The 18,428-nt window shown below is 55.1% G+C and carries 16 protein-coding genes and 7 tRNA genes; 2 read left to right on the forward strand and 21 right to left on the reverse strand.

What is annotated here, in order from left to right:
- Positions 1-207: 207 nt before the first annotated feature.
- Entirely contained in the window at positions 208-690 is a 483-nt protein-coding gene (locus ELK40_RS06660) for a zinc ribbon-containing protein (protein WP_115876039.1), read from the forward strand.
- 63 nt (positions 691-753) lie between these two features.
- Here ELK40_RS06660 and rihA read toward each other — a convergent pair whose 3' ends face one another.
- The 10 genes from rihA to miaB all read right to left on the reverse strand — a co-directional run bounded on the left by rihA (position 754) and on the right by miaB (position 10,978).
- Positions 754-1,692 (reverse strand): pyrimidine-specific ribonucleoside hydrolase RihA, encoded by a 939-nt coding sequence (rihA, locus tag ELK40_RS06665; protein WP_127730037.1) that lies wholly within the window; start codon positions 1,690-1,692, stop codon positions 754-756.
- A 120-nt stretch (positions 1,693-1,812) separates the two neighbouring features.
- On the reverse strand, positions 1,813-2,538 hold the full coding sequence (locus ELK40_RS06670; protein ID WP_014883001.1) for an amino acid ABC transporter ATP-binding protein: 726 nt from the start codon (positions 2,536-2,538) through the stop codon (positions 1,813-1,815).
- On the reverse strand, positions 2,538-3,212 hold the full coding sequence (gene gltK / locus ELK40_RS06675) for a glutamate/aspartate ABC transporter permease GltK (protein ID WP_111964391.1): 675 nt from the start codon (positions 3,210-3,212) through the stop codon (positions 2,538-2,540). The genes ELK40_RS06670 and gltK overlap by 1 nt, the downstream gene beginning before the upstream one ends.
- Complete coding sequence (locus tag ELK40_RS06680) at positions 3,212-3,952, reverse strand: amino acid ABC transporter permease (RefSeq protein WP_127730040.1); 741 nt, start codon at positions 3,950-3,952, stop codon at positions 3,212-3,214. The genes gltK and ELK40_RS06680 overlap by 1 nt, the downstream gene beginning before the upstream one ends.
- 155 nt (positions 3,953-4,107) lie before the next feature.
- Positions 4,108-5,013: an amino acid ABC transporter substrate-binding protein gene (locus tag ELK40_RS06685; RefSeq protein WP_008501049.1), complete on the reverse strand. Its 906-nt coding sequence runs from the start codon at positions 5,011-5,013 to the stop codon at positions 4,108-4,110.
- Positions 5,014-5,367: 354 nt separating this feature from the next.
- The gene (gene lnt / locus ELK40_RS06695; protein WP_127730042.1) at positions 5,368-6,906 is read right to left on the reverse strand and encodes an apolipoprotein N-acyltransferase; all 1,539 of its coding nucleotides are present in this window, start codon (positions 6,904-6,906) and stop codon (positions 5,368-5,370) included.
- A 5-nt stretch (positions 6,907-6,911) separates the two neighbouring features.
- Positions 6,912-7,790, reverse strand: coding sequence for a CNNM family magnesium/cobalt transport protein CorC (corC, locus tag ELK40_RS06700; protein ID WP_021242574.1), 879 nt, complete (start codon positions 7,788-7,790; stop codon positions 6,912-6,914).
- 89 nt (positions 7,791-7,879) lie between these two features.
- Positions 7,880-8,347 carry an rRNA maturation RNase YbeY gene (gene ybeY, locus ELK40_RS06705; protein ID WP_008501052.1) on the reverse strand — a complete coding sequence of 156 codons (468 nt, stop codon included), beginning with the start codon at positions 8,345-8,347 and terminating at the stop codon, positions 7,880-7,882.
- The gene (locus ELK40_RS06710) at positions 8,344-9,390 is read right to left on the reverse strand and encodes a PhoH family protein (protein ID WP_008501053.1); all 1,047 of its coding nucleotides are present in this window, start codon (positions 9,388-9,390) and stop codon (positions 8,344-8,346) included. The genes ybeY and ELK40_RS06710 overlap by 4 nt, the downstream gene beginning before the upstream one ends.
- A gap of 163 nt (positions 9,391-9,553) precedes the next feature.
- Positions 9,554-10,978 carry a tRNA (N6-isopentenyl adenosine(37)-C2)-methylthiotransferase MiaB gene (gene miaB, locus ELK40_RS06715; RefSeq protein ID WP_111964387.1) on the reverse strand — a complete coding sequence of 475 codons (1,425 nt, stop codon included), beginning with the start codon at positions 10,976-10,978 and terminating at the stop codon, positions 9,554-9,556.
- 135 nt (positions 10,979-11,113) lie between these two features.
- Between miaB and ubiF the strand changes: the two genes are divergently transcribed.
- Entirely contained in the window at positions 11,114-12,289 is a 1,176-nt protein-coding gene (gene ubiF / locus ELK40_RS06720; protein WP_127730045.1) for a 3-demethoxyubiquinol 3-hydroxylase, read from the forward strand.
- Between the two features lie 97 nt (positions 12,290-12,386).
- Here ubiF and ELK40_RS06725 read toward each other — a convergent pair.
- The 11 genes from ELK40_RS06725 to nagA form a co-directional block, all read right to left on the reverse strand.
- A tRNA-Gln gene (locus tag ELK40_RS06725) sits at positions 12,387-12,461 on the reverse strand.
- A gap of 36 nt (positions 12,462-12,497) precedes the next feature.
- A tRNA-Gln gene (locus ELK40_RS06730) sits at positions 12,498-12,572 on the reverse strand.
- 40 nt (positions 12,573-12,612) lie between these two features.
- Positions 12,613-12,689: transfer RNA gene (locus ELK40_RS06735), tRNA-Met, on the reverse strand.
- A 17-nt stretch (positions 12,690-12,706) separates the two neighbouring features.
- Positions 12,707-12,781: transfer RNA gene (locus ELK40_RS06740), tRNA-Gln, on the reverse strand.
- 32 nt (positions 12,782-12,813) lie between these two features.
- A tRNA-Gln gene (locus ELK40_RS06745) sits at positions 12,814-12,888 on the reverse strand.
- A 23-nt stretch (positions 12,889-12,911) separates the two neighbouring features.
- Positions 12,912-12,996, reverse strand: a tRNA-Leu gene (locus tag ELK40_RS06750).
- Positions 12,997-13,004: 8 nt separating this feature from the next.
- Positions 13,005-13,081: transfer RNA gene (locus ELK40_RS06755), tRNA-Met, on the reverse strand.
- A 226-nt stretch (positions 13,082-13,307) separates the two neighbouring features.
- Positions 13,308-14,972 (reverse strand): asparagine synthase B, encoded by a 1,665-nt coding sequence (asnB, locus tag ELK40_RS06760; RefSeq protein WP_010428626.1) that lies wholly within the window; start codon positions 14,970-14,972, stop codon positions 13,308-13,310.
- A gap of 249 nt (positions 14,973-15,221) precedes the next feature.
- Positions 15,222-15,974 carry a ribonucleotide monophosphatase NagD gene (gene nagD / locus ELK40_RS06765; protein ID WP_023310763.1) on the reverse strand — a complete coding sequence of 251 codons (753 nt, stop codon included), beginning with the start codon at positions 15,972-15,974 and terminating at the stop codon, positions 15,222-15,224.
- Positions 15,975-16,018: 44 nt separating this feature from the next.
- Positions 16,019-17,239 carry an N-acetylglucosamine repressor gene (locus ELK40_RS06770; protein WP_021242995.1) on the reverse strand — a complete coding sequence of 407 codons (1,221 nt, stop codon included), beginning with the start codon at positions 17,237-17,239 and terminating at the stop codon, positions 16,019-16,021.
- Positions 17,240-17,247: 8 nt separating this feature from the next.
- Positions 17,248-18,396, reverse strand: coding sequence for an N-acetylglucosamine-6-phosphate deacetylase (gene nagA / locus ELK40_RS06775; protein WP_127730047.1), 1,149 nt, complete (start codon positions 18,394-18,396; stop codon positions 17,248-17,250).
- Positions 18,397-18,428: the final 32 nt, after the last annotated feature.

Genomic DNA, 18,428 nt, shown 5'->3' on the forward strand with positions numbered 1-18,428 from the left:
AGTGGTCCTGTTTTCAATACAGCTACAAATGTAGCCAATGGATGTGGTAATTCAGATCCGCATAGCATAGCCCAAACGCCCGCGTCAAAACAGCCTTTCGCACAAATGCGCTTTGCAGGAATTTACCGGGTCTGTGCTTCACCTGACAAAGCGGCGGTGAAATAAGGTCTATTATTAGAAATAGTTACTTACCCGGGAGGCAAAATGATGAACAAGGTTGCTCAATTTTACCGCGAACTGGTGGCGACACTGACGGAACGGCTGCGTAACGGCGAGCGCGATATCGATGCGCTGGTGGAGCAGGCGCGTGCCCGCGTGTCGCAAACGGGTGAGTTAACGCGAACCGAAGTGGAAGAGGTGACGCGTGCCGTGCGTCGCGATCTGGAGGAGTTCGCGCGCAGCTACCAGGAGAGCCAGGAGGAGGTCACGGACAGCGTTTTCATGCGGGTGATCAAAGAGAGCCTGTGGCAGGAGCTGGCCGATATCACGGATAAAACGCAGCTGGAGTGGCGCGAGGTCTTTCAAGATTTGAACCACCACGGTGTGTACCACAGCGGTGAGGTGGTCGGGCTGGGAAATCTGGTGTGCGAGAATTGCCACCACCATATTGCGGTGTATACGCCGGAGGTTCTGCCGCTATGTCCGAAATGCGGCCACGATCAGTTCCAGCGTCGGCCGTTTGAGCCCTAGGTAAAGCGCAGGTTTGCGCCCTCTCCCTGTGGGAGAGGGCCGGGGTGAGGGCATCAGGCCGCACTACGCACTATAGTAAGCCAGCCTCTCCGCCAGCAAATCCACAAACGCCTCCCGGTCAATATCCACCATCACCGTAGTATTCGGCTTATTTCCCGTCAGAGAGTAGTAGTCCACCACCGTCATGCCCTGGGTGTATTTCCCCTGCGTTTCGACGCCAACCCATCTGTGAACCGTAGTAAACATCTCCGGTTTTAACAGCCAGGCAATGGTGCACGGATCGTGCAGCGGCGCGCCGTGGAAGCCCCACTTCTCGGCTTTGTGATACTCCATAAAGAAGTCGAGCAGCTCAGCCACGGTTGTCGCGACCGGATTACCCACGGCACGGAAGCGCTCAATGTCGTCTGCCATAATCTGTGCGCGATGGGTCACGTCCAGCCCTGCCATCACAACTGGTAAGCCTGACTGGAACACAATCTCCGCCGCTTCCGGGTCGACAAAAATGTTGAATTCTGCGGACGGCGTCCAGTTTCCCAGCCCCATGGCTCCGCCCATGATGACGATACGGGCGATTTTACCGTGCAGTTCAGGATGGCAGTTCAGCAGCAGCGCGACGTTGGTTTGCGGTCCCGTTGCCACCAGCGTGACGGGCTCCGCGCTCTCGCGCAGCACCTTCGCCATCAGCTCCACGGCGGTACAGTTTTGCGGCGTAAAGCCCGGCTCCGGCAGTGCCGGACCGTCCAGCCCGCTTTCACCATGCACGTTATCCGCGATAATTAATTCACGCATCAGGGGCTTGAGGGCGCCACCGGCGACGGGAATATCGGTGCGCCCAAGCAGCGTCAGCATGCGCAAAACGTTACGCAGGGTTTTATCCGGCGTCTGGTTTCCGGCGGAAGAGGTGACGGCTTTGACGTCGAGTTCGGGGGAGGCAAATGCAAGAACGAGCGCGATCGCGTCATCATGACCCGGATCGCAATCGAAAATGATGGGTTGTGCCATAGCGTTCTCCATTCATAGCGTTATTTTGTGACAAGGTTAACGCTGCAATGTGACGCCGAATAGATAAAGAGAGTTAAAGCGTGAAGCAGTGCGCAATCCGCAGATTGCGCACCGGGAAGATTAATGCAGGATTTTGGCGAGGAAATCTTTCGCACGTTCAGATTTCGGGTTGGCGAAGAACTCCTCTTTCGGAGAATCTTCGACAATTTTCCCTTCGTCCATAAAGATCACGCGGTTGGCCACCTTACGGGCGAAGCCCATTTCGTGGGTCACAACCATCATGGTCATCCCTTCGTGCGCCAGCTCGACCATCACGTCCAGCACTTCGTTGATCATCTCTGGATCGAGCGCCGACGTTGGCTCATCAAACAGCATCGCCACCGGATCCATGCACAGCGCGCGGGCGATCGCCACACGCTGCTGTTGGCCGCCGGAGAGCTGCGCCGGGAACTTATCGGCATGCGCCGAGAGCCCAACGCGTTCCAGGAGCTTAAGGCCTTTCTCGCGCGACGCTTTTTTATCACGCTTTAGCACTTTTACCTGAGCCAGCGTCAGGTTCTCAATAATGGAGAGGTGTGGGAACAGCTCAAAATGCTGGAACACCATGCCAACGTGAGAGCGAAGCTGGGCGAGGTTGGTTTTCTTGTCGTTGACTTTGGTGCCGTTGACGACGATCTCACCCTGCTGGACCGGCTCCAGTCCGTTAACGGTTTTGATCAGCGTCGATTTACCGGAACCGGACGGCCCGCACACCACTACCACATCACCTTTTTTTACCTCGGTGGAGCAGTCGGTCAGCACCTGAAAGTGCCCATACCATTTAGAAACATTTTTCAGGGAAATCATTATACCGTCCTTTTCTTCAGCCAGCTGACCAACAGCGACGCGCTTAAACTAATCACAAAATAGACCGCACCCGCAAAGAGCACCATCTCAACCTGCGTACCATCACGTTCACCGATGGTTGACGCGGTACGGAAGAAGTCTGCCAGACTCAGAACGTAGACCAGCGAGGTATCCTGGAACAACACGATACCCTGGGTAAGCAGGAGCGGAACCATGGCGCGAAACGCCTGCGGCAGAATAATGAGCTGCATGGACTGCCAGTGCGTCATCCCCAGCGCCAGCGCGGCGCTGGATTGCCCGCGGGAGATACTCTGAATGCCCGCTCGGATAATCTCAGAGTAGTAAGCGGCCTCAAACATCGAGAACGCCACCATCGCCGAGATCAGACGGATATCGGTTTTCGGCGACAGCCCCAGTACGTTTTGCAGGAAGCCGGGCACGATCAGGTAAAACCACAACAGCACCATCACCAGCGGGATGGAACGGAACACGTTAACGTAGGCGGTCGCAAACCATGCGAGCGGCTTAAAGCTCGACAGGCGCATGACGGCCAGCAGGGTGCCCCAGACGATACCGACGATGATGGCAATGACGGTGATTTTTAAGGTAATCATCAGTCCATCAAGCAGGTAAGGCATGGATGGAACGACAGAACTCCAGTCAAATTCGTACATTATTTGCCCCCCACGTTGCCCGGCAGGCGAATTTTGCGTTCAACCAGGTTCATCACCAGCATGATGAAAGCGTTAATCAGAACATACGCGAGCGTGATCGCGGTGAAGGATTCCCACGCGTGAGCGGAGTAATCCAGCAGTTTGCCCGCCTGCGCGGCCATATCGACCAGGCCGATAGTCGAGGCGATGGCCGAGTTTTTCACCAGGTTCATCATCTCTGAGGTCATCGGTGGAACGATAACGCGGTAGGCGTTTGGCAGCAGCACGTAGCGGTAGGTTTGGGGCAGCGTCAGGCCCATCGCCAGGCCCGCATTTTTTTGTCCGCGCGGCAATGACTGAATGGCGGCACGCACCTGCTCGCAAACGCGCGCAGCGGTAAACAGCCCCAGACACATCATGGAGGAGACAAAGAACTGCACGTTCGGATCCAGTTCCGACTTGAACCACATGCCAATATTTTCCGGCAGCAGTTCCGGGATAACCAGATACCAGGTAAAGAATTGCACGATCAGCGGAACGTTACGGAACAGTTCCACATACAGGGTGCCAAGTGTTGAAAGAAAGCGGTTAGGGACGGTGCGCAGAATACCGAACAAAGAACCGACAAGAAACGCGATAATCCACGCCGTTATCGATAATGCCACGGTGACCTGAAAGCCGCTCCACAGCCAGCCAAGATAGGTGGTGTTGCCGAACGGGGCTTGTTGCAGGAATATGCCCCAGTTCCAGTCGATTGACATAATAAACTCCAGAAAAAAAAGGGTAGCAGCGCTACCCTCGAAGATTGGTGAGAAGCTCATTTTTCGCGCTGAGTGGGGAACGACCACTCAACGTATAGTCTGTCCATGCTTCCCGACAATCGAGAGGGCAGGAGATCCCGCCCCTGTTGTTCTAATTAGTTAAGAGCCTTGTCATTTGGAGATTTGAACAGCGCTTTCATGTCGTCAGACAGTTCAAAATTCATGTTCAGGTTTTTCGGTGGAATCGGGTTCTTGAACCATTTGTCGAACCATTTTTCCGCTTCGCCGGAGGTCTGCACCTGAGCGATGGTGTCATCGATCAGCTTTTTAAACTGCGGATCGTCTTTACGCAGCATACAGCCGTAGGCTTCTTTCGACTGCGCGGTACCGACGATATCCCAGTTGTCTGGTTTTTTCGCTTTCGCACGCTCGCCCGCCAGCAGGGCGTCATCCATCATAAACGCGACGGCGCGACCGCTTTCCAGGGTACGGAAGGAGTCGCCATGGTCTTTCGCGCTGATGATGCGCATGTCCATTTTCTTCTCGTCGTTCAGCTTGTGGAGCAGCACTTCTGACGTGGTACCGGAGGTCACGACAACCGCTTTACCTTTCAGGTCAGCGAAGTCTTTGATCTCACCGCCTTTCTTCGTCAGCAGGCGGGTACCCACGACAAAGATGGTGTCAGAGAAAGCAGCCTGTTTCTGACGCTCCAGGTTGTTAGTGGTGGAGCCACACTCGAAGTCAAAGGTGCCGTTTTGCAGCAGTGGAATACGGTTCTGTGAAGTGATTGGGATCAGCTTCACCTGCAGGTCAGGTTTGTTCAGCTTTTTCTTCACGGCTTCAACGATGGCGTTGGAGTAATCCTGTGAATAGCCCACGACTTTTTGCGTGTTGTCGTAGTAAGAGAACGGGACAGAAGATTCACGGTGGCCGACCACGATAACGCCGTTTTTGGCAATCTTGTCGAGAGTACTGCCTGCTGCAGGCGCATCTTCAGCGTGAACCACGCCTGCAGACATTCCCATAACCAGCATTGCTGTGGCCAGTTTACGTAATTGCATACCCAACTCCTTTTTTATCAGCGCCAGCGACGCATTGATACCCATTGTGATGTTGTTATATCTCGCGCAATGCGAGTGCAGTGTTATGCAAGCTTGTTAACATTTAGTCTGGCTTAATGTAAAGATTTTGCTGCGTTATTGTTTATTTTTGCGAAGCGCGCCGCACCATTCAGAGGCAAATATCTCCCGTTGCACCGTTACGGTGCTACCGGTGATCTACGCTGGTGCGACAAAGTTGCACGTTAAGCCAAACTGCGTTTACCTGAATAAACAAAGCAATAGGCGTGCCAGTTTTAAGATTTGGGAGGGATTGCCGGGTAAGGCGTAGCCGCCACCCGGCAACAGAAGGGAAGGTTATTTACGACGCTGGCGCAGGCTCATCAGCACCGCGCCAAAGCCGAATAGCGCGGTCAGGATCCACAGCGGCCAGTTGCCGGTGCGCGCATATGGCGTCAGCCCGGTGGTTGGCGTGACATTCGTGGTCAGCACCTCTCGGGTAAACTGCGGGATCATCGCCTGGATTTCACCCTGCGGACCAATCACGGCGGTGATGCCATTGTTGGTGCTGCGCAGCAGCGGACGCGCCAGCTCCAGAGAGCGCATACGTGCCATCTGGAAGTGCTGCCACGGGCCGATAGACTTACCAAACCAGGCATCGTTGGAGATGGTCAGCAGATAGTCTGTATCAGGGCGGAAGTTATCGCGCACCTGCTCGCCGAGGATGATTTCGTAGCAGATAGCCGCCGTCAGGGCTGCGCCGTGCGCGTGCAGCTGAGGCTGTACGTACGGGCCGCGGCTGAAGGAGGACATCGGCAGGTCGAAGAACGGGGCCAGCGGGCGCAGAATCGACTCCAGCGGGACAAATTCACCGAACGGCACCAGATGGTTCTTGTTGTACCGGTCAGTGGAGTGGTAGCTGTATTCGCTGTCTTTTCCGAGCGTAATGATGGTGTTGTAGGTGTCGTAGCGGTTCTGCTGATTCAGACGCGCATCGACAATCCCGGTGATTAGCGTGCTGCCACGCGAGAGCAGCAGGTCGTTCATCATGTTGAGGAACGGCTGCTGATTGATTTCCAGATCGGGAATGGCAGACTCCGGCCAGATAATCAGCTGCGATTTGCCCATCACCTCTTCGGTGGCGTTGGCGTAGATCTTCAGCGTGTTCAGCAGCTCTTTCTCGTCCCACTTCATAGACTGCGGGATATTCCCCTGCACCATGGAAACCTGCATGGCGCGCGCGGGCTCAGGCGTGAACCACTGGATATAGCGCAGCGGGAAGGGAAGGGCGAACAGCACCAGTGCCATAACCAGAGGCTTCCAGCCGCGCGTGACCAGCGCCAGGACCAGCAGGCCGCTCACCACCATCAGCAGGAAGTTGATGGTCTCAACGCCCATTACCGGCGCCAGACCTTTAAGCGGGCCGTCAATCTGACTGTAGCCGAACTGCAGCCACGGGAAGCCGGTCAGCACCCAGCCGCGCAGGAATTCGGTGATCTGCCAGACCACCGGCGCGGCAATGGCGACGCGTAGCCAGCTGGTTTTGGGCCACAGGCGAGAAAGGATGCCGGCGAACAGACCGGTATAAAGCGAGAGATACGCGGCGAGCAGTACCACCAGGAAGACGTTTACCGGGCCAGGCATACCGCCAAACTGGGCGATGCTGACGTAGACCCAGTTAATACCTGAGCCAAACAGCCCCAGTCCCCAGAAGTAGCCGATAGCGGCAGCCTGTACCGGACGACGGTTCAGGGTCAGACCCTGAAGCCCCATCAGGGAGAGAATGGCCGCGGGCCAGATATCGTAAGGAGAAAAAGCCAGCGTACCGCTGGCTCCGAGTAACAGCGCCAGCAGCAAACGGACGCGCTGGCGTTCAAGCAATGGGGCAAATGCCATTTACATTAATCTTCCAGTTTTGGCACCGGTGAGTCGTCCGGCGTTCTGACGTGAACCTGTATAATACGTCGGCTGTCGGCCATGGCTACTTTGAACTGGTAACCGTCGATGTCAACGGTCTCACCGCGCGCCGGGAGATGACCAAAGGCCTGCATCACCAGCCCGCCAATGGTATCGACCTCTTCATCGCTGAAGTGGGTCCCGAAGGCGTCGTTGAAGTCCTCAATGGAGGCCAGCGCGCGCACGGTCCAGGTGTGGCGGCTGAGCTGACGGAAGTCGATATCCTCTTCTTCGTCGTACTCGTCTTCGATTTCGCCCACGATCAGCTCAAGGATATCCTCGATCGTGACCAGACCGGAGACGCCACCAAATTCATCAATAACAATCGCCATGTGGTAACGCTGAGAGCGAAACTCTTTCAGCATCCGATCCACACGTTTACTTTCCGGCACAACCACGGCCTGGCGTAACACTTTTTCCATGCTGAAGGCTTCGGCATCGCTGCGCATAAACGGCAGCAGATCTTTCGCCATCAAAATCCCTTCGATGTGATCTTTGTCTTCGCTGATGACCGGGAAACGCGAGTGGGCGGATTCGATGATGACATCGAGGCACTCGTCCAGGGTCTGGTTACGTTTCAGGGTGATCATCTGCGAGCGGGGGATCATGATATCGCGAACGCGCTGGTCGGCGATGTCCATAACCCCTTCGAGCATTTCGCGCGTATCTTCATCGATAAGGTCGTTCTGCCCGGAATCACGAATCAGCTCCAGCAGTTCATCACGGTTTTTGGGTTCGCCGTGGAAAAGCTGGTTCAGAATGAGGGAGAAAAATCCCTTTTTACTGGTTGTCGTGTCGCTACTGTGTGAATTGTCGTCGCTCATGGCGTTTGTTAAGGGTTCTCTTGTTAGTTCAACGTATACAGCCACGCGATATCCTTTCGTGGCGGCAGGGGAGTCAGTCAGGTGACGGACTATTCTTTCTCGGCAATGTACGGATCCTCATAGCCCAGAGCAAGCATTATCTCTGTCTCGAGGGACTCCATCTCTTCCGCTTCGTCATCTTCAATGTGATCGTAGCCGAGCAGATGCAGACTGCCGTGTACCACCATATGCGCCCAGTGGGCCTCAAGCGGCTTTTGCTGCTCTTTGGCTTCCTGTTCAACCACCTGACGGCAGATGATCAGATCGCCCAGCAGCGGCATCTCAATGCCCGGAGGCGCTTCGAACGGGAAAGAGAGCACGTTGGTCGGCTTATCTTTCCCGCGATAGGTCAGGTTAAGCTCATGGCTTTCCGCTTCATCCACCAGGCGAATCGTAACTTCTGATTCTTCCTGAAACTGAGGAATAACGGCATCCAGCCATTTCTGAAACTGTGCCTCATCTGGCATGCCGGAATTGTCTTCACAGGCCAGCTGTAAATCGAGGATCACCTGACTCATTTCTGTTCTTGCTCCTGCGCTTCGCGCTTACGTTCTGCGGCCAGTTCGGCCTTACGCTTCTGATCCGCCTCTTCCCAGGCTTCATAGGCGTTTACGATACGCGCGACCACCGGGTGGCGTACCACGTCTTCACTGTGGAAGAAGTTAAAGCTGATTTCGTCGACCTCGGCCAGCACCTCGATGGCGTGGCGCAGGCCGGATTTGGTGCTGCGCGGCAGGTCGATCTGGGTGACGTCGCCGGTGATGACCGCTTTCGAGTTAAAGCCGATACGCGTCAGGAACATTTTCATCTGTTCGATGGTGGTGTTCTGGCTTTCATCAAGAATGATGAACGCATCGTTCAGCGTACGGCCGCGCATGTAGGCGAGCGGGGCCACTTCGATAACGTTACGCTCAATGAGCTTCTCGACCTTCTCAAAGCCCAGCATTTCGAACAGCGCATCGTATAAAGGACGCAGATACGGGTCGACCTTCTGGCTCAGATCGCCCGGCAGGAAGCCCAGCTTTTCGCCCGCTTCAACGGCCGGACGGGTCAGCAGAATTCGACGGATCTCCTGGCGTTCCAGCGCATCGACCGCCGCGGCAACGGCCAGATAGGTTTTACCCGTGCCCGCCGGCCCCACCCCGAAGGTGATGTCGTGGTCGAGGATATTGGCGATGTACTGTGCCTGGTTTGGCGTACGCGGCTTAATGACGCCACGTTTCGTCTTGATATTGATTGCCTTACCGTAGTCCGGAACGCTTTCCGCGCTTTGCTCAAGCACGCGCGCCTCTTTAATGGCGAGGTGAATTTGTTCCGGTTCGATATCCTGAATTTCGCCGCGCATGGGGGATGTATCCACATACAGGCTACGCAGAATGTCCGCAGCGGCGTTGACGCAGATAGGGCGCCCGGTAAGTTTGAAATGATTATCGCGACGATTGATTTCGATACCGAGACGTCGCTCCAGTTGTTTGATGTTGTCATCAAACGGCCCGCACAGGCTCAGCAGGCGAGCGTTGTCTGCTGGCTCAAGGCTAATTTCACGCGTATCTATGTTCAAACTGTTCCTCTTTAATTGGTTAACTGACCCGCTGCCACACGGCGCAATAAAACGGTCATTACCGAAATTATTCACGCCACAGAATAAAGGCGCAAGCGTTGCGGAAGATATTGGGGACGATGAGAGGAAATACAAGGCCTGCCGGAAGGGCAGGCCAGAAGGATTATGGCTGGTAAATCCCAACGCCAGAATCATTTTCTTTGCGAGTACGAGAGATGACGGATTCCGGTGACTCGGCAATACGCAGGCCCATTTCGTCCTCGGTGCGGACCACTTTCGCGCGCAGCGAGTTGGTCAGCACTTCGATAATCTCGACGTCCACAAACTTACCGATCATATCCGGGGTGCCTTCAAAGTTCACCACGCGATTATTTTCGGTACGACCAGAGAGTTCCATAATGCTCTTGCGGGAGGTGCCTTCCACCAGAATGCGCTGAACGGTGCCGAGCATGCGGCGGCTCCAGGCGTTGGCCTGCTGGTTAATACGCTCCTGCAGAATATACAGACGCTGCTTTTTCTCTTCTTCCGGCACATCGTCAACCATATCGGCCGCCGGTGTCCCTGGACGCGCAGAGAAGATGAAGCTGTAGCTGACGTCAAAATTCACTTCACCGATGAGCTTCATGGTGCGCTCGAAGTCATCAGCGGTTTCGCCAGGGAAGCCGACGATAAAGTCAGAGCTAATCTGGATATCCGGACGCGCTTCACGCAGCTTGCGAATGGTGGACTTATATTCCAGCACCGTATGCGGGCGGCCCATCAGGTTCAGCACGCGGTCAGAGCCGCACTGAATCGGCAGGTGCAGGAAGCTCACCAGTTCTGGCGTATCGCGATAGACGTCAATGATGTCGTCGGTAAACTCCATCGGATGGCTGGTGGTAAAGCGAATGCGGTCGATGCCGTCAATCGCGGCCACCAGGCGCAGCAGCTCGGCAAAGCTGCCGGTCGTGCCGTCGTAGTTCTCACCGCGCCAGGCGTTAACGTTCTGGCCCAGCAGGTTCACTTCGCGCACACCCTGCGCGGCAAGCTGTGCGATTTCAAACAGAATGTCATCTGCCGGGCGGCTGACCTCTTCACCACGGGTGTACGGCACCACGCAGTACGTGCAGTATTTGTTGCAGCCCTCCATGATGGAGACGAAAGCGGTTGGGCCATCGGCTCGCGGCTCAGGCAGGCGGTCGAATTTTTCGATTTCCGGGAAGCTGACGTCAACGACCGGGCTACGGTTGCCGCGAACCTGATTGATCATCTCCGGCAGGCGGTGGAGGGTCTGAGGACCAAAGACAATATCCACATACGGGGCTCTCTGGCGGATCAGCTTGCCTTCCTGCGACGCGACGCAGCCGCCCACCCCGATGATCAGGTCCGGATTTTTTCGTTTGAGAAGTTTCCAGCGTCCTAATACGTGAAAGACTTTTTCCTGCGCTTTTTCACGAATCGAACAGGTGTTCAGCAGCAGCACGTCCGCTTCTTTCGCATTTTCAGTCAGCTGGTATCCGTGGGTGGTATCCAGCAGATCGGCCATCTTGGATGAATCGTATTCGTTCATCTGACAGCCCCAGGTTTTTATATGGAGTTTTTTAGTCATCGACTTGCTCAGCTCAGGATTGCAAGCCGCGTATTGTAATGCTTTGGTGGGGTTGTGACCAGTATGAAGGTTGTGTGTCTCAGGACCGCAAAAATCCGGTAAACTTAAGGGATTCTCCAATAAGGAAAATTGACCATGACACTCCTACACACCGAAGTTGCCGTTGTCGGCGGCGGTATGGTCGGCGGCGCGCTGGCGCTGGGGCTGGCGCAGCAGGGATTTGAGGTAACGGTAATCGAACAGGCGGCTCCGCCAGCCTACGATCCCGCCAGTAAACCGGATGTGCGCATTTCCGCTATCAGCGCGTCGTCCGTCGATCTGCTGCGCGGGCTGGGCGTCTGGGAGGCGGTGCTGGAAATGCGCGCGCACCCCTATAGCCGTCTTGAAACCTGGGAGTGGGAAAATGCCCACGTCGCGTTTGATGCCGCTGAGCTGAAGCTGCCGCGCCTGGGCTATATGGTGGAAAACAACGTGCTCCAGCGGGCGCTCTGGCAGTCGCTGGAGGCGCATCCGCAGGTGACGCTGCGCGTGCCTGCGTCGCTTAAGGCGCTGCATCCTCACGAGAGTGGCTATCTACTGACGTTCGATAGCGGCGATGAGCTGGCCGTGAAGCTGGTTATCGGGGCGGACGGCGCCAACTCGCAGGTCAGACAGATGGCGGGTATCGGGGTGCATGCCTGGCAGTACGAGCAGTCCTGCATGCTGATTACCGTCCAGTGCGAGAATGCGCCGGGCGAGAGTACCTGGCAGCACTTTACCCCGAACGGCCCGCACGCCTTTTTACCGCTGTTCGATAACTGGGCGTCGCTGGTGTGGTACGACAAACCGGCGCGCATTCGCCAGCTGCAGGGGCTTTCAATGGAACAATTGCAGCGGGAAATTCTGCTGCATTTCCCGAGCCGTCTGGGCAACGTCACGCCGGTCGCCGCAGGGGCATTCCCGCTCACGCGTCGTCATGCGTTGCAGTATGCCCGTGAAGGGCTGGCGCTGGTGGGCGATGCGGCACACACCATTCATCCGCTGGCCGGGCAGGGTGTCAACCTGGGGTATCGTGACGTCGATGCGTTACTGGATGTGCTGGGCAGCGCCCGCGAACACGCGGAAAACTGGGCCAGCCATCAGGTCCTGAAGCGTTATCAGACGCGACGCATGGCGGATAACTTTATCATGCAGTCGGGAATGGATCTGTTCTATGCCGGGTTCAGCAATGATTTAGCCCCGGTGCGCATTCTGCGTAATATTGGATTGATGGCAGCGGAGCGTGCCGGTGGTCTGAAGCGTCAGGCGCTGAAATACGCCCTGGGACTTTAATATTTATGCCCTCTCCCCGTGGGAGAGGGCATCAGGCTACTCGATTCTGAACAACAAAAACAAAAAAGCCCGCAGAGCGGGCTTGTTTGTTACTAAGTGGCTGGGGTGCAGGGATTCGAACCCCGGAATGCTGGTATCAGAAACCAGAGCCTTACCGCTTGGCGACACCCCAATTGCGTTAAACAAACTGCTTAACGACTTTTTAAATTGGCTGGGGTACGAGGATTCGAACCTCGGAATGCCGGAATCAGAATCCGGTGCCTTACCGCTTGGCGATACCCCAACAATTTGTCTTGATTACCGAAAAATCGACAATCTTAATTTGGTGGCTACGACGGGATTCGAACCTGTGACCCCATCATTATGAGTGATGTGCTCTAACCAACTGAGCTACGTAGCCAGTACTGCAATCTTCGATGGCTGGGGTACCTGGATTCGAACCAGGGAATGCCGGTATCAAAAACCGGTGCCTTACCGCTTGGCGATACCCCAATACCGCGGAGAACCGCAAAATCGAAGAAATATGGCTGGGGTACCTGGATTCGAACCAGGGAATGCCGGTATCAAAAACCGGTGCCTTACCGCTTGGCGATACCCCATCCGTGCAACGCTTACCCGGGAATGGTGCGGGAGGCGAGACTTGAACTCGCACACCTTGCGGCGCCAGAACCTAAATCTGGTGCGTCTACCAATTTCGCCACTCCCGCAAAAAAGATGGTGGCTACGACGGGATTCGAACCTGTGACCCCATCATTATGAGTGATGTGCTCTAACCAACTGAGCTACGTAGCCATCTTTTTTCGCGTTACCTTATCGGCGTTGCGGGGCGCATTATGCGTATAGACCCTTGCAGCGTCAACACCTTTTTCAACGAAAATAGCCGGAATGTGACTGTTTGGTTAGGTTGCGAACAGCGTGACCGAATATTCGGCAATTATTGGTTATTAATCAGATTTAGGCGGTGAAATGTGAGGCAAAAAAAACAGGCCCCTGAGGGGCCTGATTGCGATCTAGGTGATTATTTGTAGGCTGACTGGTGAACGCCTACCGCGCGTCCTGATGGATCGTTCATGGATTTGAACGATTCATCCCATTCAATCGCTTTGGCAGAAGAGCAGGCGACGGAAGGGCCACCCGGTACGCACTCCGCAGCACTCGGCACCGGGAACAATTCTTCAAAAATTTCACGGTAGAGATACGCTTCTTTCGAGCCCGGCGTGTTGTACGGGAAGCGGAAGCTTGCGGTTTCCAGCTGTTGGTCAGAAACCTGTTTCGCAGCGACCTCTTTCAGGGTGTCGATCCAGCTATAACCTACACCATCGGAGAACTGCTCTTTCTGACGCCATGCCACGCTCGCCGGCAGGTAGGATTCAAAACATTCACGCAGGATATGTTTTTCCATTTTGCCGTTGCCGCACATCTTGTCCTGCGGGTTGATGCGCATTGCCACGTCGAGGAATTTCTTATCCAGGAACGGCACGCGCGCTTCTACGCCCCAGGCAGACATTGCTTTGTTGGCACGCGCGCAGTCGAACATGTGCAACGCCTGCAGCTTACGCACGGTCTCTTCATGCAGCTCTTTAGCGTTTGGCGCTTTGTGGAAGTACAGGTAGCCGCCAAACACTTCGTCAGAACCTTCACCGGAGAGCACCATCTTGATGCCCATCGCCTTGATCTTACGCGACATCAGGTACATCGGCGTTGAGGCTCGGATGGTGGTCACGTCATAGGTTTCAATGTGATAGATCACATCGCGGATCGCATCCAGACCTTCCTGCACGGTGAAATGAATTTCGTGGTGCACGGTGCCGAGGTGGTTTGCCACTTCCTGCGCGGCTTTTAGATCCGGTGCCCCTTCCAGACCCACGGCAAAAGAGTGCAGCTGTGGCCACCAGGCTTCTGAGCGCTCCTGATCCTCCACGCGACGAGCCGCAAATTTCTTGGTGATGGCCGAGATCACGGAGGAGTCCAGGCCGCCGGAGAGCAGCACGCCGTAAGGTACGTCTGACATCAGGTGGCTTTTCACGGAATCTTCCAGCGCCTGACGCAGCTCAGCTTTGTCCGTGACGTTGTCTTTTACCGCGTCGTAGTCGAACCAGTCACGCTGGTAATACTGACGGATCTCGCCGTCTTTGCTCCACAGATAGCTGCCTGCCGGGAACTCTTTAATGGTGCGGCAGACCGGTACCAGGGCTTTCATCTCAGAGGCCACGTAGAAGTTGCCGTGCTCATCGTGACCCATGTACAGCGGGATAATACCGATATGGTCACGGCCAATCAGATAAGCGTCTTTTTCGCTGTCGTACAGGGCAAAGGCAAACATACCCTGCAGGTCGTCCAGGAACTCGGGACCTTTCTCCTGATACAGCGCCAGGATCACTTCACAGTCAGAACCGGTCTGGAATGCGTAGCGGTCGCCGTATTCGGCGCGCAGCGCCTGGTGGTTGTAGATCTCACCGTTGACAGCCAGCGCATGCGTTTTTTTCTCGTTATACAGCGGCTGTGCACCGGCGTTGACGTCAACAATAGACAGACGTTCGTGAGCCAGAATTGCTTTGTCACTGGCGTAAACGCCTGACCAGTCCGGGCCGCGATGGCGCATCAGGCGGGACAGTTCGAGTGCCTTTTTACGCAGTTCGCCCGCGTCAGTTTTAATATCCAGTACGCCAAAAATTGAACACATAACCTTCTCCGTTAACCCTGTTGCTTTGTAATGTTGCTTGCTTATGAAAATGCCGCAAAGGGGCAGGGCGCGCAAGCGTTTTACGGATGAAAACGGAAATAGTGCAATAGTGATTGCGGAATAGTGAAAAAAGAGTACGCCATGAGTTCTTTTATTGATGATTATGCAATGAAATGTGCTTTTCGTTAGATAGGGTTTTATTTGTGTAGGCCATAAATGAAAAACCACGCCCTGAGGCGTGGTTCGGTATCAGATGATGTCAATTTCATCGACGGAGGGGTAAATCCAGCTCGGCCGGAACGGCATCGAATCAATGTCATCAAGTTGAGAGACGCCGGACAGGACCAGAATCGTCTCCAGACCCGCCTGGAAACCTGCCAGAATATCGGTGCGCAGGTTGTCGCCGACAATAACGGTTTCTTCAGAGTGGGCCTGCATCTTATTGAGCGCGGCACGAATGATCCACGGGCTCGGTTTACCGACCACGAACGGCTGACGCCCTGAGATTTTCTCGATACCGGCGCAGAGCGCGCCGCAGGCCGGATAAAAACCACGGCCATGCGTATCCGGGTTGGTGGCGATAAAGCGCGCACCGCTGGCGACAAAGTATGCTGCTTTATGCATCATCTCCCAGTTAAAGGAACGCGTCTCGCCGACAATCACAAAGTCCGGGTTCACGTCAGTGATGGTAAAGCCTGCTTTGTAGAGCTCGTGTATCAGCGCACCTTCACCCACCACGTAGGCTTTCTTTCCTTCCTGACGCTTCAGAAAATCCGCCGTGGCCATCGCCGAGGTATAAAACACGCTGTCCGGGACGTCGACGCCCGCCGTGGCAAAGCGGTTTGCCAGATCCTGACCGGTTTGAGAAGGGTAGTTCGTGAGCAGAACCAGTGGCATTCCTTTGTCGATGATACGGTGAAGAAACTCCGCAGCACCCGGCACGGCAACGTTGTCGTGCATCAGCACGCCGTCGATATCACAAATTACGTTCTTAATGGTCATGGATATTCCGACATAAAAAAAGAAGGCGTTACTATAAGGTTCGATCAGCTTTCCAGCAAATGCTGGAGCAGAATTCCGTTGAGCATGGCGCGTTTGACCAGCGCGAACGCGCCAATCGCCGAGCGATGGTCAAGCTTTGAACGAACCACCGGAAGATTCTGGCGGAATGCTTTCAGCGCCTGGGTGTTAATACAGCCTTCAATCGCAGGGAGCAGAACCTTTTCCGCTTCCACAATTTCACCGGCGATCACCACTTTTTGTGGGTTAAACAGGTTAATGGCGATGGCGATGGTTTTCCCCAGATGGCGCCCCACCTGCTCGATCACTTCACAGGCCAGCGCGTCGCCTTTATTAGCGGCTTTGCAGATGGTGCCTATCTTGCAGTCGTCCAGCGTGACGCGGCTTTGATAACCCTGTTCAAGCAGATGGCGAACGCGCTGCTCGATGGCCGTGTTGGCGGCGATGGTTTCAAGGCAGCCAAAGTTGCCGCAGTGGCAGCGCTCCCCGAGAGGTTCAACCTGAATGTGGCCGATCTCTCCGACGTTACCGTTGCGCCCAATAAAAATCCGGCCGTTAGAGATAATGCCTGCACCCGTACCGCGGTGGACGCGCACCAGAATAGAGTCTTCACAGTCCTGGCTCGCACCAAAGTAGTGCTCTGCCAGCGCCAGAGAGCGGATGTCGTGACCCACAAAGCAGGTCACTTTAAAACGCTTTTCCAGCGCGTCGACCAGCCCCCAGTTTTCAACCTGAATGTGCGGCATATAGCGGATCACGCCGCTTTCCGGGTCGACCAGGCCGGGCAGGATCACGGAGATGGCGATGAGTTCGCGGATCTTGCGCTGACAGCTTTCAATAAACTGCGCGATGGTATTGAGCAGCGCATGTTCCAGCGTCTCCTGGGTGCGTTCCGGAAGAGGGTAGTGTTCTTCCGCAATGGCTTTACTGCTCAGATCGTACAGCGTGAGGGTAGTGTCATGGCGGCCCAGACGGACGCCAATAGCCTGAAAATTGCGGGTTTCGGTAATAATAGAGATGGCGCGGCGGCCCCCGGTGGAGGCCTGCTGATCGACTTCTTTGATCAGACCGCGCTCAATGAGCTGGCGGGTAATTTTTGTCACGCTGGCGGGAGCAAGCTGGCTTTGTTCGGCTATCTGAATCCGCGAGATGGGGCCGTGCTGGTCAATCAGGCGGTATACCGCCGCACTGTTAAGTTGTTTAACGAGATCGACATTACCGATTTGAGCTTGTCCGCCAGGTGTCATACTTTTACTTACTCAGTGACGACCTCGTTACCATTAACGATGGTCTTAATAATTTTATAATCGTGTGTGAATGCCGTCAGGTTTGCAACCATACCTGGTGCAATTCCGCCGAGCTGTTTATCCACGCCCATTGCGCGAGCCGGATACAGGGTTGCCATACGCAGGACTTCATCAAGCGCAATCCCGCAATGTTCTACCAGGTTACGCACCCCTTCAATCATGGTCAAAGAGGAACCGCTCAGCGTACCGTTTTCATCCACACACAGTCCATTGCGGTAGTATATTGTTTTACCGGCAAAAATGAACTGCTCAATATTTGCACCTGCCGGTGCGGTGGCATCCGTCACCAGACAAAGCTTGTCACCTTTCAGCCGCTTAGCGTTGCGAATGTTGGTGTAATCGACGTGTAAGCCGTCAGCAATAATGCCGCAGTAGACGTCTGGCTCATCCAGAATCGCCCCGACCAGACCCGGTTCACGGCCTGTGATATACGGCATGGCGTTGTAAAGGTGAGTTGCGAAAGTAATTCCCGCGCGGAAACCGGCTTTCGCTTCTTTCAGCGTTGCGTTTGAGTGGCCTGCTGAAACGATAATCCCGGCGGCGGCCAGCTTGCTGATGACATCCGTACCCGTCATTTCAGGCGCCAGCGTCACTTTGGTGATCACATCGGCGTTGGCACACATGTAGTCAACCAGCTCTGCATCAGGTTTACGCACGTAGTCCGGGTTATGCGTTCCTTTCTTGACCATATTCAGCCATGGCCCTTCAAGGTGCAGACCCAGCGCCTGGTTAGGATGTTTGGCCAGGTATTCTCGCATCACGCGGATACCCTGCTTCATAAGGTCATCACTGCTGGTGATGAGCGTTGGCAGATAGCTGGTGCAGCCCGATTTCTCGTTGGCTTTCTGCATGATCTCCAGCGTTTCTACCGTCACCGCATCCGCGGTGTCATTGAATTGCACACCGCCGCAGCCGTTGAGCTGCACGTCGATGAAACCGGGGGAGATTACTGCTCCATTGAGTGAGCGCTGTTCAATCTCCGGCGGCAGTTCTGCCAGCGGGCAAACACGTTCAATCAGGCCATCAGCGATAACAATCGCATGGTCATCCAGAATATCATGGCCGGTATAAATCCGACCGTGGGTTAAAGCGTACATAACGACCCCCGGTTAAAAAAAGCGGCCGCCTC

It is taken from the genome of Enterobacter sp. N18-03635 (assembly GCF_004006055.1).
In the GTDB taxonomy this organism is placed as follows: domain Bacteria; phylum Pseudomonadota; class Gammaproteobacteria; order Enterobacterales; family Enterobacteriaceae; genus Enterobacter; species Enterobacter vonholyi.

Excerpts from the sequence above, each read along its gene's own strand:
- miaB (WP_111964387.1), bottom strand. The coding sequence starts at position 10,978 with ATGACTAAAAAACTCCATATAAAAACCTGGGGCTGTCAGATGAACGAA.
- ubiF (WP_127730045.1), top strand. The coding sequence starts at position 11,114 with ATGACACTCCTACACACCGAAGTTGCCGTTGTCGGCGGCGGTATGGTC.
- ELK40_RS06660 (WP_115876039.1), top strand. The coding sequence starts at position 208 with ATGAACAAGGTTGCTCAATTTTACCGCGAACTGGTGGCGACACTGACG.
- nagD (WP_023310763.1), bottom strand. The coding sequence starts at position 15,974 with ATGACCATTAAGAACGTAATTTGTGATATCGACGGCGTGCTGATGCAC.
- asnB (WP_010428626.1), bottom strand. The coding sequence starts at position 14,972 with ATGTGTTCAATTTTTGGCGTACTGGATATTAAAACTGACGCGGGCGAA.
- gltK (WP_111964391.1), bottom strand. The coding sequence starts at position 3,212 with ATGTACGAATTTGACTGGAGTTCTGTCGTTCCATCCATGCCTTACCTG.
- lnt (WP_127730042.1), bottom strand. The coding sequence starts at position 6,906 with ATGGCATTTGCCCCATTGCTTGAACGCCAGCGCGTCCGTTTGCTGCTG.
- nagA (WP_127730047.1), bottom strand. The coding sequence starts at position 18,396 with ATGTACGCTTTAACCCACGGTCGGATTTATACCGGCCATGATATTCTG.
- rihA (WP_127730037.1), bottom strand. The coding sequence starts at position 1,692 with ATGGCACAACCCATCATTTTCGATTGCGATCCGGGTCATGATGACGCG.
- ELK40_RS06685 (WP_008501049.1), bottom strand. The coding sequence starts at position 5,013 with ATGCAATTACGTAAACTGGCCACAGCAATGCTGGTTATGGGAATGTCT.
- corC (WP_021242574.1), bottom strand. The coding sequence starts at position 7,790 with ATGAGCGACGACAATTCACACAGTAGCGACACGACAACCAGTAAAAAG.
- ELK40_RS06680 (WP_127730040.1), bottom strand. The coding sequence starts at position 3,952 with ATGTCAATCGACTGGAACTGGGGCATATTCCTGCAACAAGCCCCGTTC.
- ELK40_RS06770 (WP_021242995.1), bottom strand. The coding sequence starts at position 17,239 with ATGACACCTGGCGGACAAGCTCAAATCGGTAATGTCGATCTCGTTAAA.
- ELK40_RS06670 (WP_014883001.1), bottom strand. The coding sequence starts at position 2,538 with ATGATTTCCCTGAAAAATGTTTCTAAATGGTATGGGCACTTTCAGGTG.
- ybeY (WP_008501052.1), bottom strand. The coding sequence starts at position 8,347 with ATGAGTCAGGTGATCCTCGATTTACAGCTGGCCTGTGAAGACAATTCC.